14 protein-coding genes are annotated in these 13,764 nt (G+C 73.2%); 6 read left to right on the top strand and 8 right to left on the bottom strand.

Annotated elements, in window-relative coordinates:
- Nucleotides 1-4 precede the first annotated feature (4 nt).
- The gene (locus QK442_RS11225) at nucleotides 5-1,030 is read right to left on the bottom strand and encodes a phosphotransferase family protein (RefSeq protein WP_282693732.1); all 1,026 of its coding nucleotides are present in this window, start codon (nucleotides 1,028-1,030) and stop codon (nucleotides 5-7) included.
- Between the two features lie 211 nt (nucleotides 1,031-1,241).
- Complete coding sequence (locus QK442_RS11220) at nucleotides 1,242-2,153, bottom strand: MBL fold metallo-hydrolase (protein WP_282693731.1); 912 nt, start codon at nucleotides 2,151-2,153, stop codon at nucleotides 1,242-1,244.
- 152 nt (nucleotides 2,154-2,305) lie between these two features.
- Between QK442_RS11220 and QK442_RS11215 the strand changes: the two genes are divergently transcribed.
- Nucleotides 2,306-3,235, top strand: coding sequence for an NADP-dependent oxidoreductase (locus QK442_RS11215; RefSeq protein WP_282693730.1), 930 nt, complete (start codon nucleotides 2,306-2,308; stop codon nucleotides 3,233-3,235).
- A 19-nt stretch (nucleotides 3,236-3,254) separates the two neighbouring features.
- Here the strand turns inward: QK442_RS11215 and QK442_RS11210 are convergent, their stop codons facing one another.
- The 3 genes from QK442_RS11210 to QK442_RS11200 form a co-directional block, all read right to left on the bottom strand.
- Nucleotides 3,255-3,578 carry a DUF202 domain-containing protein gene (locus QK442_RS11210; RefSeq protein ID WP_282693729.1) on the bottom strand — a complete coding sequence of 108 codons (324 nt, stop codon included), beginning with the start codon at nucleotides 3,576-3,578 and terminating at the stop codon, nucleotides 3,255-3,257.
- Nucleotides 3,578-3,970, bottom strand: a complete 393-nt coding sequence (locus QK442_RS11205) for a DUF202 domain-containing protein (RefSeq protein ID WP_282693728.1) — start codon at nucleotides 3,968-3,970, stop codon at nucleotides 3,578-3,580. Before QK442_RS11205 ends, QK442_RS11210 begins: the two co-directional genes overlap by 1 nt.
- A gap of 63 nt (nucleotides 3,971-4,033) precedes the next feature.
- Complete coding sequence (locus QK442_RS11200) at nucleotides 4,034-4,561, bottom strand: NUDIX domain-containing protein (RefSeq protein WP_282693727.1); 528 nt, start codon at nucleotides 4,559-4,561, stop codon at nucleotides 4,034-4,036.
- A 79-nt stretch (nucleotides 4,562-4,640) separates the two neighbouring features.
- On the opposite strand from QK442_RS11200, the gene QK442_RS11195 reads away from it, so the two are divergent.
- Nucleotides 4,641-6,296: an FAD-binding dehydrogenase gene (locus QK442_RS11195; protein WP_282693726.1), complete on the top strand. Its 1,656-nt coding sequence runs from the start codon at nucleotides 4,641-4,643 to the stop codon at nucleotides 6,294-6,296.
- A gap of 65 nt (nucleotides 6,297-6,361) precedes the next feature.
- On the opposite strand, the gene QK442_RS11190 is transcribed toward QK442_RS11195, so the two are convergent.
- Nucleotides 6,362-7,759 (bottom strand): gluconate:H+ symporter, encoded by a 1,398-nt coding sequence (locus QK442_RS11190; protein WP_282693725.1) that lies wholly within the window; start codon nucleotides 7,757-7,759, stop codon nucleotides 6,362-6,364.
- 52 nt (nucleotides 7,760-7,811) lie between these two features.
- A complete protein-coding gene (locus QK442_RS11185; protein WP_282693724.1) occupies nucleotides 7,812-8,339 on the bottom strand; it encodes a gluconokinase in 528 nt (175 codons plus the stop codon).
- A 183-nt stretch (nucleotides 8,340-8,522) separates the two neighbouring features.
- Here QK442_RS11185 and QK442_RS11180 point away from each other — a divergent pair, with 183 nt between their 5' ends.
- The 4 genes from QK442_RS11180 to QK442_RS11165 all read left to right on the top strand — a co-directional run bounded on the left by QK442_RS11180 (nucleotide 8,523) and on the right by QK442_RS11165 (nucleotide 12,765).
- Complete coding sequence (locus tag QK442_RS11180; RefSeq protein ID WP_282693723.1) at nucleotides 8,523-9,224, top strand: FCD domain-containing protein; 702 nt, start codon at nucleotides 8,523-8,525, stop codon at nucleotides 9,222-9,224.
- 198 nt (nucleotides 9,225-9,422) lie between these two features.
- Nucleotides 9,423-10,880, top strand: coding sequence for an amino acid permease (locus QK442_RS11175; protein WP_282693722.1), 1,458 nt, complete (start codon nucleotides 9,423-9,425; stop codon nucleotides 10,878-10,880).
- A 170-nt stretch (nucleotides 10,881-11,050) separates the two neighbouring features.
- Complete coding sequence (locus QK442_RS11170) at nucleotides 11,051-12,136, top strand: S-(hydroxymethyl)mycothiol dehydrogenase (RefSeq protein ID WP_282693721.1); 1,086 nt, start codon at nucleotides 11,051-11,053, stop codon at nucleotides 12,134-12,136.
- Nucleotides 12,136-12,765, top strand: coding sequence for an MBL fold metallo-hydrolase (locus QK442_RS11165; RefSeq protein ID WP_282693720.1), 630 nt, complete (start codon nucleotides 12,136-12,138; stop codon nucleotides 12,763-12,765). Before QK442_RS11170 ends, QK442_RS11165 begins: the two co-directional genes overlap by 1 nt.
- Here the strand turns inward: QK442_RS11165 and QK442_RS11160 are convergent.
- The gene (locus QK442_RS11160) at nucleotides 12,749-13,702 is read right to left on the bottom strand and encodes an RluA family pseudouridine synthase (RefSeq protein WP_282693719.1); all 954 of its coding nucleotides are present in this window, start codon (nucleotides 13,700-13,702) and stop codon (nucleotides 12,749-12,751) included. The genes QK442_RS11165 and QK442_RS11160 overlap by 17 nt on opposite strands.
- Nucleotides 13,703-13,764: the final 62 nt, after the last annotated feature.

The raw sequence follows: 13,764 nt of genomic DNA, 5'->3' as shown, positions 1-13,764 counted from the left end.
CGGGTCAGCCCTCCTGAAGGGTGGTCAGGCCGTGATCGATGAAGACGGGGACGAGTTCGCCGATGCGGTCGAAGCCGGCGCCGACGGTCTGCCCGAGGGTGTAGCGGTAGTGGATGCCCTCCAGGATCACGGCGAGCTTGAACCAGGCGAAGGCCGTGTACCAGGAGAGGGCGGAGACGTCCCGGCCGGAGCGGGCGGCGTAACGCTCGGCCAGTTCGGCGGCGGCGGGGTGGCCCGCGGCCGCCGCGGTCGTCGAGATCGGCGAGCCGGGCAGGTCCAGCGGGGTGCTGTACATGACGAGGAGGCCGAGGTCGGTGAGCGGGTCGCCGAGCGTGGACATCTCCCAGTCGAGCACCGCCCCGATCCGGTCGTCGTCGCCGACGAGGACGTTGTCGAGCCGGTAGTCGCCGTGGACCACGGTGGGCGCGGGGGAACGGGGCAGGGCGCGGCCGAGGGCGGCGTGCAGCTCCTCGATCCCGGGCAGCTCGCGGCCGCGGGAGGCGGCGAGCTGCTTGCCCCAGCGACGCAGCTGCCGGTCCAGGAACCCCTCGGGCCGGCCGAAGTCGCCGAGCCCGGCGGCCTCCGGCTCCACCGCGTGCAGGTCGACGAGGGTGTCGACCAGGCCGAGCACGGTGGCGCGGGTGCGTTCCGGGCCGAGCGGGGCCAGCTGGGAGGCCGAGCGGTACGGGGTCCCCTCGACGAACTCCATCACGTAGAAGGGCGCGCCGAGCACCGACTCGTCCTCGCACAGCAGCACCGTGCCCGGCACCGGGACCGGCGTTCCGCCGAGCGCGCTGATCACCCGGTGCTCGCGCTTCATGTCGTGCGCGGTGGCCAGCACGTGGCCGAGCGGCGGGCGGCGGACCACCCAGCGGCTCGTGCCGTCGGTGACGGCGTACGTGAGGTTGGAGCGGCCGCCCTCGATCAGCCGGGCCTCCAGAGGGCCGGCGACCAGGCCCGGCCGCTCGCGGTCGAGGTGGTGGCGCAGGCGCTCGGGGTCGAGGCCGGGCGGCGGGGCGGCAGGGCTCATCGGACGTACCTCCGGTGGGTCGGGCGGTCGCCGTTCATGATGACCGACCAGTCGGTATGTCGTCCAGAGGGGTCCCCGAAACGCGGGAGGGCCCCGGCCCCGTACCGGGCCCCCGGCCCCGTACTGGCCCCCGGCCCCGGCCCCGTACTGGCCCCCGGCCCCGGCCCCGTACTGGCCCCCGGCCCCGGCCCCGTACCGGGCCCCCGGCGCCTCACGCGTGACAGGCCACCGGCACGCCCCCGTTCATCGCCGCCATGTCGCCGAAGACCGCCACCGGGTCGAGCGGGTGCCCCTCCGGGAACCCGTCCAGCTCCGCGTACGCCCGGTGCAGGTTCGCCACGAGCCGCTCGCTCTCCCGCCACCCGGCGAACTCGCCCGGTTCCGCCCGGCGGGCGGTCTCCAGCGGCGGGTCCCCCTTGGCGCGCCCCTCGGCGGCGAGCTCCGCCACCCACCGCAGATAGCGCTCGGTGGCGTCGTACGCGGCCGGATCCGTCACCGGCCCGTGCCCCGGCACCACCCGCTCCGCGTCCAGGGACCGCAGCACGTCCAGGGCGCGCAGCGAGCCGGCCAGCGAGCCCATCGGCAGGAACGGCGTCCCGCCCTGGAAGACCAGGTCACCGGTGAACACCACACCCTGCTCCGGCAGGTGCACGATCGAGTCGCCGGTGGTGTGCGCGGGACCCGGGTGCACCACCCGCACCTCGATCCCGCCCGCGTACACGGTCATCCGATCGCGGTACGTGACGTCCGGCGGCGTGATCTCGACCCGGCCGAAGTCGGTCTGCGGCCACAGCAGGTGCAGCTGGTGACCCGCGGCCAGCTGCTCGGACCGGCAGTTCTCGTGCCCGACGATCCGCGCGCCGGGCCGGAACACGCCGTTGCCGTAGGTGTGGTCGCCGTGGTGGTGGGTGTTCACGATCGTGCGCGGCAGCGGCAGCCCGGCGGCGAGCACCGCCTCGCGCAGCAGCAGGGCGCGCCGCTCGGTGGCGGTGGTGTCGACGAGCAGCGACTCGCCCGCGTCGCCGAGGAAACCGGCGTTGTTGAGGCACCAGCCGCCGTCGGGCTGGACGTAGGCGTGGACGTGCGGCGCGAGGGTGACCACGTACGGGTCGGTGGCAGGCACAAGGCTCCCCGGGAAGAAGATCGGCGCATCGGACGAGTGCAGGGGAAGCCTGCCAGCGGAGGGGTCACAGGGGGACCGGTTCCGGAAGGCCGATGTCCTCCGGTGCCCCGCCCGGCTTGCGGAGCGCCCCGACCCCGCAGAGGGTCGGAACCATGAAGGCGATCAGCTACCGCCGGTACGGCGGCCCCGAGGTCCTGGAGTACGGCGAGCTGCCCGACCCGAAGGTCGGACCCGACGAGGTCCTGGTCCGGGTCCGGGCGGCGGCGGTCAACCCGGTCGACTGGAAGGCGCAGGCCGGCTACCTCGACGGCATGATCGACGCCGTCTTCCCCGTCATCCCCGGCTGGGACGTCTCCGGCGTCGTCGTCCGGCCCGGCGTCTCCGTCACCGAGTGGGCGGAGGGCGACGAGGTCATGGGCTACGTACGGGAGGACGTCCTCTCCCACGGCACCTTCGCCGAGTACGTCGCCGCCCCGGTCCGCACCCTCGCCCGCAAGCCGCGCACCTGCTCCTTCGAGGAGGCCGCCGGGCTGCCCCTGGCCAGCCTCACCGCCTACCAGGGCCTGCGCACCGCCCTCTCGGTACGGTCCGGGGAGACGGTCCTCGTGCTCGCCGCGGCCGGCGGGGTCGGGTCCATGGCCGTGCAGATCGCCCGGCACCTCGGCTGCCGGGTCCTCGGCGCCGCCCGCGAGTCCGGCCGGGAGCGGGTGACGGCGCTCGGCGCCGAGCCGGTCCTCTTCGACGAGCGGTCCTTCGCCCACCAGGTCCGCGAGCTCGCCCCGGACGGCGTCGACGCGGTCCTCGACACCCTCGGCGGCCCCTTCCTCCAGCACGCGGCGAAACTCCTCGCCCCCGGCGGCCGGCTCGCCTCCATCGCCGACGGCGAGGTCCTGGCGCTCGGCGGCCGCTACTTCTGGGTGCGTCCCGACGCCGCCGACCTGGCCGCCCTCGCGGACCTCGTCGACGAGGGCGTCCTCGACGTACGGGTCGCGAAGACCTTCCCGCTGGAACGGGCCGCCGACGCGCAGCGCGCCAACGCCGAGGGCGGCCTCCAGGGCAAGGTCGTCGTCACCGTCCCCTGAGGCCGGTGGACGGACGTACTCACCAGAGCAGCGCCGCCCCGCACACCGCCAGGGCCACCGTGCACCCGGCCGCCACCAGCGCGCCCCGCGCCGAGAGGACGGGCGGCCGGGGGGTGTCCAGGGCGCGGATCCGCCGGTGGGAGACGGCCAGGAAGCCGATCCACAGCAGTGCGGCGAGGGCGAGCCCGGCCACCCCGGCGGCCGTGGCGCCCCCCATGAGGGCCAGCTTGATCCCGAGCACCGCCACGACCGTCCACGACAGGGTCGTACGCCGCCAGGCGAGCCGGGTCCGCTCCGGCTGGAGCCCCGGGTCACGGGCTCCGGCCCCGGCAGGGCCGCCCACTAGCCGGCCCGGCCGACGACCACGAGCACCACCATCGCGATCGCCACCACGGCCACGGCGAGGCTCAGCACCGTCGGGAAGCGGGAGACGGGCAGGTCCTCGCCCCGCCGCATGGCCCGCTCGCAGCGGATCCAGTGGTTCACCGCCCGCAGCGCGCACAGCACCCCCGCGGCGAGCAGCGCGAGCGCGAGCCCGACCCGGACGGCCCAGCGCAGGTCCGGCAGGAACTGGTCGACGGCGAAGCCGCCGCCGATGAGCGCGAGCGCGGTCCGGATCCAGGCGAGGAAGGTCCGCTCGTTGGCGAGGGAGAAACGGTAGTCGGGGGTCTCGCCCTCGTCCCGGATCCGCCGCGGCGCGAACCACAGCCGCAGACTCCGCACGAATTCGCTCACCCCGGCACCCTAACGGCACCTCAGCGCCTCGACGGCACCTCAGCGCCTCGACGGCCCGGCGCCCTACCGGTCCCGCCGCGCCGCCAGCCGCTCGTACGCGGCGAGGCCGTCCGGCACCCACTCCCAGGCCCCCGCCGCACCGGGCAGCCGCTCCCGCAGCTCGTCCTCGGTGAGGAAGGCGTGCCAGGCGACCTCCTCCACCTGCGGCCGCACCGGCAGGTCGCAGCGGACCTCGTACACGGACGACCACCACTTCCCGGCCACGCCGCCGGAGTCGTACAGGAACTTGAGCACGAAGACGGGCCGGGGGAGCCCGGAGACGCCCAGCTCCTCCTCGGCCTCGCGCAGCGCCGCGTCGTCGTAGGACTCGCCGGCGCCGACGACCCCGCCGACGAACATGTCGTACATCGAGGGGTAGAGCAGCTTGTCCGCCGTCCTGCGGTGGACGAAGACCCTGCCCCCGGCGTCCCGCACCCGGACGAAGACGCAGCGGTGGACCAGGCCCCGCGCGTACACCTCGCCGCGCGGGGCCCGTCCGACCACCCGGTCCTGCTCGTCGACGACGTCCAGTACTTCATCGGCTGCGCCCATGCGCCCATGAAACCAGCCCGGACCACCGCCGGTGCGCGAACGGTTGACTCGATACATCCGTGTATCCAAGATGCGGTCCATGTCCTACGACGCAGATGTGATCGTGATCGGGGCCGGTCTCGCCGGTCTGGTCGCCACCGCCGAACTGGTCGACGCCGGCCGGTCCGTGATCCTCCTGGACCAGGAGCCCGAACAGTCCCTCGGCGGCCAGGCCCACTGGTCCTTCGGCGGGCTCTTCCTCGTCGACTCGCCCGAACAGCGCCGGCTGCGCGTCAGGGACAGCCACGCCCTCGCCCTCCAGGACTGGATGGGCACCGCGGGCTTCGACCGTCCCGAGGACGACTGGGCCCGCCGCTGGGCGGAGGCGTACGTGGACTTCGCCGCCGGCGAGAAGCGCTCCTGGCTCCACGCCCGCGGGATCCGCTTCTTCCCGGTGGTCGGCTGGGCCGAGCGCGGCGGCTACGACGCCAACGGCCACGGCAACTCCGTCCCCCGCTTCCACATCACCTGGGGTACGGGCCCCGGCCTCGTCGCCCCCTTCGAGCGCAAGGTCCGCGAGGGCGTCGCCCGCGGCCTCGTCACCCTCCGCTTCCGCCACCGCGTCACCGCCCTCGGTCGCACCGGCGGCGCCCTCGACACGGTCACGGGCGAGGTCCTGGAACCTTCGGACGCGGAGCGCGGCACGGCCAGCTCCCGCACCGCCACCGGCTCCTTCGAACTCAGGGCCCAGGCGGTGATCGTCACCACCGGCGGCATCGGCGGCAACCACGACCTGGTCCGCGCCCAGTGGCCCGCCCGCCTCGGCACCCCGCCGGAGAAGCTGCTCTCCGGCGTCCCCGCCCACGTGGACGGCCTGATGCTCGGCATCGCGGAGAAGGCGGGCGGCCGCCTGGTGAACCGCGACCGGATGTGGCACTACACCGAGGGCATCGAGAACTGGAACCCGATCTGGGCCCGGCACGGCATCCGCATCCTGCCCGGCCCCTCCTCCCTCTGGCTCGACGCCACCGGCAAGCGGCTCCCCGTCCCCCTCTTCCCCGGCTTCGACACCCTCGGCACCCTCGAACACATCATGCGGACCGGCCACGACCACACCTGGTTCGTCCTCGACAAGCGGATCATCGGCAAGGAGTTCGCCCTCTCCGGCTCCGAGCAGAACCCCGACCTCACCGGCAAGTCCGTCCGCGACGTCCTCGGCCGCGCCCGCGCCGACGTCCCAGGACCCGTCCGGGCCTTCATGGACAAGGGCGCCGACTTCGTCGTCGAGGACGACCTGTCCGCCCTCGTCCGCGGCATGAACCGGATCACCGGCCGGGACCTCGTCGACGAGACCGCGCTCCGCCGCGAGCTCACCGCCCGCGACCGGGAGGTCGCCAACCCCTTCACCAAGGACCTCCAGATCACCGCGATCCGCGGCGCCCGCGGCTACCTGGGCGACCGCCTCATCCGTACCGTCGCCCCGCACCGCATCCTCGACCCCGCGGCCGGCCCGCTGATCGCCGTCCGCCTCAGCATCCTCACCCGCAAGTCCCTCGGCGGCCTCCAGACCGACCTGTCCTCCCGCGTCCTCACCGACACCGGCGAGCCCCTTCCCGGCCTGTACGCGGCGGGCGAGGCCGCCGGCTTCGGCGGCGGCGGCGTCCACGGCTACCGCTCCCTCGAAGGCACCTTCCTCGGCGGCTGCGTCTTCTCCGGCCGCGCGGCGGGCCGGGCGGCGGCTGCGGCGACCGCGTAGCGCGAGGAGGCCCGGCCCGAGCGCGTACCCGCTCCGGGACCGGGCCTCCTCCGACGGGGCCGGCGCTACAACACCAGCGACAGCAGCAGCACGAACACGATGCCGACCACCGAGATGATCGTCTCCATCACCGACCAGGTCTTGACCGTCTGGCCGACGCTCATCCCGAAGTACTCCTTCACCAGCCAGAACCCGGCGTCGTTGACGTGGCTGAAGAAGAGCGAACCCGCGCCGATCGCCAGGACGAGCAGCGCCGTCCCGCTCGTCGACATGCCCGTCGCCAGCGGGGCCACCAGGCCCGCCGCCGAGATCGTGGCGACCGTCGCCGAGCCCGTCGCGAGCCGGATCGCGACGGCGATCAGCCAGGCGAGCAGCAGGGCGGGGACGGACCAGTCCTGGGAGAAGTCCAGGATCATCCGGCCGACGCCGATGTCGATCAGGGTCTGCTTGAAGCCGCCGCCCGCGCCGACGATCAGGAGCACGCCCGCGATCGGGGCGAGGGACTTCTCGACGGTGGAGGAGAGCCGCTCCTTGGTGAAGCCGGCCGCGCGGCCCAGCGTGAACATGCCGACCATGACGGCCGCGAGCAGGGCGATCAGCGGCGAGCCGACGACGTCGGCGACCTTCTGCAGGCCGTTCGCGGGGTCGTCGACGACGATGTCGACGAGGGCCCTGACCAGCATCAGGACGACCGGCAGCAGCACGGTGGCGACGGTGACGCCGAAGCCGGGGCGCTTCTCCGGGTCTCCGGAGGCGCGGGACGGGATCATCTTCTCCGGGGCCGGGATGTCGACCCAGCGGGCCGCGTACCGGGAGAAGACCGGACCCGCGATGATCACGGTCGGGACCGCGACGACCAGGCCGAGGGCGAGGGTGACGCCCAGGTCGGCGCCGACGGCGTCGATCGCGACGAGCGGGCCGGGGTGCGGCGGGATGAGCCCGTGCATCACGGACAGGCCGGCGAGGGCCGGGACGCCGATCCGCATCAGGGAGTAGTGGCCGCGCTTGGCGACCATGAGGACCACCGGGATCAGCAGCACGATGCCGACCTCGAAGAAGAGCGGCAGACCGATCACGGAGGCGATCAGGACCATCGCCCACGGCATGGACCGCCTGCTCGCCCTGGTGAGGATCGTGTCGACGATCTGGTCGGCGCCGCCCGAGTCGGCGAGGAGCTTGCCGAGGATGGCGCCGAGCGCGATGAGCACGCCCACGCCGGCCACGGTGTTGCCGAGGCCGGTGCTGAACGCCGTGATGGTGGCCGCGAGCGGGGCACCGGCGAACGCGCCGAGCGCGAGCGACCCGATGGTCAGCGCCAGGAACGCGTGCAGCCTGAACGTGGTGATGAGCAGGACGATGACGGTGATGCCGGCGAGTACGGCTATGCCCAGGCGGGCGTTGCCGGCCGAGGTGATCGGTTCGACGGCGGCCGCTGCCAGGGTCTCGACGCTGAGACTGGTCACGGGGGTGTCCTTCGTACGGGCGGGTGGGGGACGGGGGGCGGGGGCGGCGGGATCAGCGGGTGAGCCGGCGCAGCGCGGCGACGGCCCGGCCGGTGATCTCCTCGGGGGTGCCGGACACGTCGACGGAGACGCCGGCCTCGTCCTCCTGCAGCGGCTGCAGGGTGGCGAACTGGGAGTCGAGGAGCGCCGTCGGCATGAAGTGGCCCTTGCGGGCGGCCATCCGCTCCTCGATCAGCTCCCGGTCGCCGGTCAGATGGAGGAAGACGATCCCGGGGGCGGCCGCGCGCAGCCGGTCCCGGTAGCTCCGCTTCAGCGCGGAGCTGCTGACCACCCCGCCGCGCCCGGCCCGGCCGTGCGCCCAGGCGCCGATGGCGTCGAGCCACGGCTCCCGGTCGGCGTCGTCCAGCGGCACGCCGGCCGACATCTTGGCCACGTTCGCCGCCGGGTGGAAGTCGTCGCCCTCCGCGTAGGGGAGGCCGAGTGCCTCGGCGACCAGCGGGCCGATCGTCGTCTTGCCGGTCCCGGCGACGCCCATGACGACGACGACCGGGGGAGCGGTGGGGCGGGAAGTGGTGCTCATGGGGGTGCCTCGCTGTCCTCTTCGACATCGGCGCCGTCCCGGCTGCCTCGCTGCCTTCACGACGTCGATCCGTCGCGCTCATGAAACCCATGGAGTACGACGTATTCAAGAGTCTGTGACATAAAAGTCGTACTTTTGATTCCCGAGGTGATCACCCGCGCGCCCCCGCATAGGCTGAGCCCCATGACGACACCGGCCCAGGGGCTCCACGCGCACGTCCTCGCCACCCTGGGCCTCGCCATCACCGCGGGGGAGTACCCGCCCGGCACCGTGCTGCGCACCGACGAGCTCGCCCAGCGCTTCGACGTCTCCCGGACCGTCGTCCGCGAGGTCGTCCGCGTCCTGGAGTCGATGCGCCTGGTGGAGTCCCGTCGCCGCGTCGGCGTCACGGTCCTGCCCACCGCGAGCTGGAACGTGTACGACCCCCAGGTCATCCGCTGGCGGCTCGCCGGCGCCGACCGCCCCCGCCAGCTCCGCTCCCTCACCGTGCTGCGCTCCGCCGTCGAACCCGTCGCGGCCGGTCTCGCCGCCCTGAACGCCACCCCCGCCCAGTGCCGCGAACTCACCGAGCAGGCCCTCGGCATGGTCGCCACCTCGCGCGGCCGGCAGCTGGAGGCGTACCTGGTCCACGACATCGCCTTCCACCGGATCGTCCTCGACGCCTCGGGGAACGAGATGTTCGCCCGCCTCGGCGACGTCGTCGCCGAGGTCCTCACCGGCCGCACCCACCACCACGTGATGTTCGAGGACCCCGACCCGGCCGCCGTCACCCTCCACGTCCAGGTCGCCGAGGCCGTCCGCGAACAGGACGCGGCCCGCGCCGAGGCGCTGACCCGCGAGATCGCCGTCGGCGCGCTCAAGGAGCTCGACGTCCTCGCCCCGTAGCGCGGGGGACGACTCCGCCTTACCCCCGCGTAACCTCTGAACTAGCTCAAATCAGGGCGTTCAGTGAATTCGATCACAGTCAGTGAGTGGTCCTTACCGTGAGGATGTCGGCTGGCCGCCCCGGGGTGACCCCCGCGAAGGGGCTCCGGGAGCCGGCCGGGTACCGCACAGACCCTCCTCACGAAGGCGAACAACTTCATGACTGACCGCGTCATCGCGGCCGAGCCGCTGTCCGCCGCTCCGGCGGACCCGGCCGCCTCCCCCCACGTGGACGCAGGCGACGCCGGATACCGCAAGGACCTCAAGTCCCGGCACATCAACATGATCGCCATCGGCGGCGCCATCGGCACCGGGCTCTTCCTCGGCGCCGGCGGCCGCATGGCCAGCGCCGGCCCCTCGCTCTTCATCGCGTACGCGGTCTGCGGCGTCTTCGCCTTCCTCGTGGTCCGGGCCCTCGGCGAGCTGGTGCTCTACCGCCCGTCCTCCGGCGCCTTCGTCTCCTACGCCCGCGAGTTCATGGGCGAGAAGGGCGCCTACACGGCCGGCTGGCTCTACTTCCTCAACTGGTCGACCACCGCCGTCGCCGACATCACCGCCGCGGCCACCTACGCCCACTTCTGGTCGATGTTCAGCGACGTCCCGCAGTGGATCCTCGCCCTGATCGCCCTCGCGGTCGTCCTCGCCGCCAACCTCATCTCGGTGAAGTACTTCGGCGAGATGGAGTTCTGGTTCGCCATCATCAAGGTCGCCGCGCTCGTCGCCTTCATGCTCGTCGGCATCTTCCTCGTCGTCACCTCGCACGACGTCGGCGGCTCCACCCCCGGCCTCGCCAACATCGCCGACCACGGCGGCATCTTCCCCAACGGCATGATGCCGATGCTCCTGCTCATCCAGGGCGTCGTCTTCGCCTACGCCTCCGTCGAGCTGTGCGGCGTCGCCGCCGGCGAGACCGAGAACCCCGAGAAGATCATGCCGAAGGCGATCAACTCGATCATGTGGCGCGTCGGCCTCTTCTACGTCGGCTCGGTGATCCTGCTCGCGCTGATCCTCCCGTACACCGCCTACTCCGCCGACCAGAGCCCCTTCGTCACCGTCTTCGACAAGCTCGGCGTCCCCGGCGCCGCCGGTGTGATGAACCTCGTCGTCCTCACCGCCGCCCTCTCCAGCCTCAACTCCGGCCTGTACTCCACCGGCCGCATCCTGCGCTCCATGTCGCTGGCCGGCTCCGCGCCCAAGTTCACCGGCGTCATGAACAAGGGCGGCGTGCCCTACGGCGGCATCCTGCTCACCGCGGGCTTCGGCGTCGTCGGCGTCGTCCTCAACGCCAGGATGCCCGAGGACGCCTTCGAACTGGTCCTGAACTTCGCCTCCATCGGCATCATCGGCACCTGGGCGATGATCATGATCTGCTCGCTGCTCTTCGTCCGCCGCTCCGAGCAGGGCAGGCTCGTCCGCCCCTCCTACCGGCTGCCCTGGGCCCCGTACACCCAGATCGTGACCCTGCTCTTCCTCGGCTCCGTCCTGGTCCTGATGTGGATGGACGGCGGCATCAGCCGCACCACCGTCAACTGCCTGCCGCTCATCGCCGCGGCCCTCGTCGGCGGCTGGTTCCTGGTCCGCGGCCGGGTCCGGCAGACCGCCGGCACCCGCGACTGAGCGACCCGACCGAGCGGCTGAGCGGCCCCGGCCGGGCGCTCCTCCCCTCGACTCCCCCCACGGGAGCGGCGGACCCCCGCAGGCAAGACCTGCGGGGGTCTCGCCTTTTATCAGGAGATAGTGGTACGCAGGAGGTTCACAAGATCCTCTCGGCCGAAGGGAAGCCAGCGATGCCACAGCACGTGCGGGGGGTCGTCGCCCCCGGCCGGAACGAGCCGGTGCGGATCGAGACCGTCGTCGTCCCCGACCCGGGCCCCGGCGAGGCCGTCGTGAAGATCCAGGCCTGCGGCGTCTGCCACACCGACCTCCACTACAAGCAGGGCGGGATCAACGACGACTTCCCCTTCCTCCTCGGCCACGAGGCCGCGGGAACCGTCGAGTCCGTCGGCGAGGGCGTCACCGACGTCGCCCCCGGCGACTACGTGATCCTCAACTGGCGGGCCGTCTGCGGCCAGTGCCGCGCCTGCCGCCGCGGCCGCCCCTGGTACTGCTTCGACACCCACAACGCGCGGCAGCGGATGACGCTGCTCGACGGCACGGAGCTCTCCCCGGCCCTCGGCATCGGCGCCTTCGCCGAGAAGACCCTCGTCGCCGCCGGCCAGTGCACCAAGGTCGACCCGGCCGTCGCCCCCGAGATCGCCGGCCTCCTCGGCTGCGGCGTGATGGCCGGCATCGGCGCCGCGATCAACACCGGGAACGTCTCCCGCGGCGACACCGTCGCCGTCATCGGCTGCGGAGGCGTGGGCGACGCCGCGATCGTCGGCGCCCGCCTCGCCGGCGCCGCGAGGATCATCGCCGTCGACATCGACGAGCGGAAACTGGCCAAGGCGAAGGAGATGGGCGCCACCCACACCGTCGACTCCCGTACCGCCGACCCCGTCGAGGCGATCCGCGAACTCACCGGCGGCTTCGGCGCCGACGTCGTCATCGAGGCCGTCGGCCGCCCGGAGACGTACCGGCAGGCCTTCTACGCCCGCGACCTCGCCGGCACCGTCGTCCTCGTCGGCGTCCCCACCCCCGAGATGAAGCTCGAACTCCCGCTCCTCGACGTCTTCGGCCGCGGCGGCTCCCTCACGTCCTCCTGGTACGGCGACTGCCTGCCGTCCCGCGACTTCCCGATGCTCATCGACCTGCACCGGCAGGGCCGCGTCGACCTCGGCGCCTTCGTCACCGAGACCATCGCCCTCGACGAGGTCGAGAAGGCCTTCGCCCGCATGCACGACGGCGACGTGCTGCGCTCGGTGGTGGTGCTGTGATGACCGCCCGCATCGACCACCTGGTCACCTCCGGCACCTTCAGCCTCGACGGCTCCACGTGGGACGTCGACAACAACGTCTGGATCGTCGGCGACGACACCGAGGCGATCGTCGTCGACGCCGCCCACGACCCCGCCGCGATCCTCACCGCCCTCGACGGCCGCACCCTGCGCGCCATCGTCTGCACCCACGCCCACGACGACCACGTCGGCGCGGCCCCCGCGCTCGCCGCCGCCACCGGCGCCCGCATCCTGCTCCACCCCGCCGACCAGCCGCTGTGGAAGCTCACCCACCCCGACCACACCCCCGACGGCGAACTCGCCGACGGACAGGTCCTCACCATCGCCGGCACCGACCTGAAGGTCCTCCACACCCCCGGCCACGCCCCCGGGGCGGTCTGCCTGTACGCCCCCGACCTGGGCACCGTCTTCACCGGCGACACCCTCTTCCAGGGCGGCCCCGGCGCCACCGGCCGGTCCTTCTCCGACTTCCCGACGATCGTCGACTCGATCCGCGAGAAGCTCCTCACGCTCCCCCCGGAGACGACCGTCCGCACCGGCCACGGCGACTCCACCACCATCGGCGAGGAGGCCCCGCACCTGGAGGAATGGCTCAGCCGAGGCCACTGAGCGAACCGAGCACATCGAGCGAGCCGAGCGAGAGGCGGCTCTCGAACCGCCTCTCCTCACCCGTGAACGGGTCGGCGAACTCCAGCGTCCGCGCGAGCAGCCGCAGCGGCCGCCGGTAGTCCTCCGGCCCGTCCTCCCGCACCACCGGATAGAGCGGATCGTCCAGGATCGGCAGCCCCAGCGCGTTCATGTGCACCCGCAGCTGATGCGTCCGCCCGGTCTCCGGCAGCAGCCGGTACCGCCCGAGCCCGCCCCGCCGCTCCACCAGCTCGATCCGGCTCACCGCGTTCGGCTCGCCCGGCACCTCCCGGGCGGCCGGCACCCCCCGCTCCTTCTCGATCCGGCTCCGCACCGTCACCGGCAGCCCCACCCCGGGGTCGTACGGCGCCACCGCCTCGTACTCCTTGCGTACCCGCCGCTCCTTGAACAGCAGCTGGTACGCCCCCCGGTCCTCGGGCCGCACCACGAACAGCACCAGGCCCGCCGTCAGCCGGTCGAGCCGGTGCGCCGGCTGGAGCGCCGGCAGCCCGAGCCCGGCCCGCAGCCGCGCCAGCGCCGTCTGCGTCACATGCCGCCCGCGCGGGGTCGTCGCCAGGAAGTGCGGCTTGTCCGCGACCACGATCCGCTCGTCCCGGCGCACGATCCCGATCTCGAACGGCACCGGTTCCTCGACCGGCAGGTCCCGGTGGAACCACAGCCACCGCCCCGGCTCGTACGGCTCCGAGCCCGCCGCCGCCCGCCCGTCGGCCCCCACGAACCGCCCCGCGTCCAGCATCGCGCCGATCCGCTCCGCACCGACCGCCGCCCCGTACCGCCCGAGCAGATACGCCCCCACGGTCGGCCAGGCCCCCTCCGGATCCTCCGGCAGCCGGATCCGTACCGGATCGATCCCCTCACGCTGCGGCAGCGGCGCGACCGGCACCCGCTTCCTTCTCACCGCTCCGCCTCACCACGGTCCGACATACGCCGAAGTCCCGGCCGATAGAGCTCGACCGGGAC

This window comes from Streptomyces sp. CC208A, assembly GCF_030010625.1.
Classification (GTDB): Bacteria; Actinomycetota; Actinomycetes; order Streptomycetales; family Streptomycetaceae; genus Streptomyces.
Note: the sequence above shows the minus strand (reverse complement) of the source record. Positions and strands in the feature narration are given on the sequence as shown.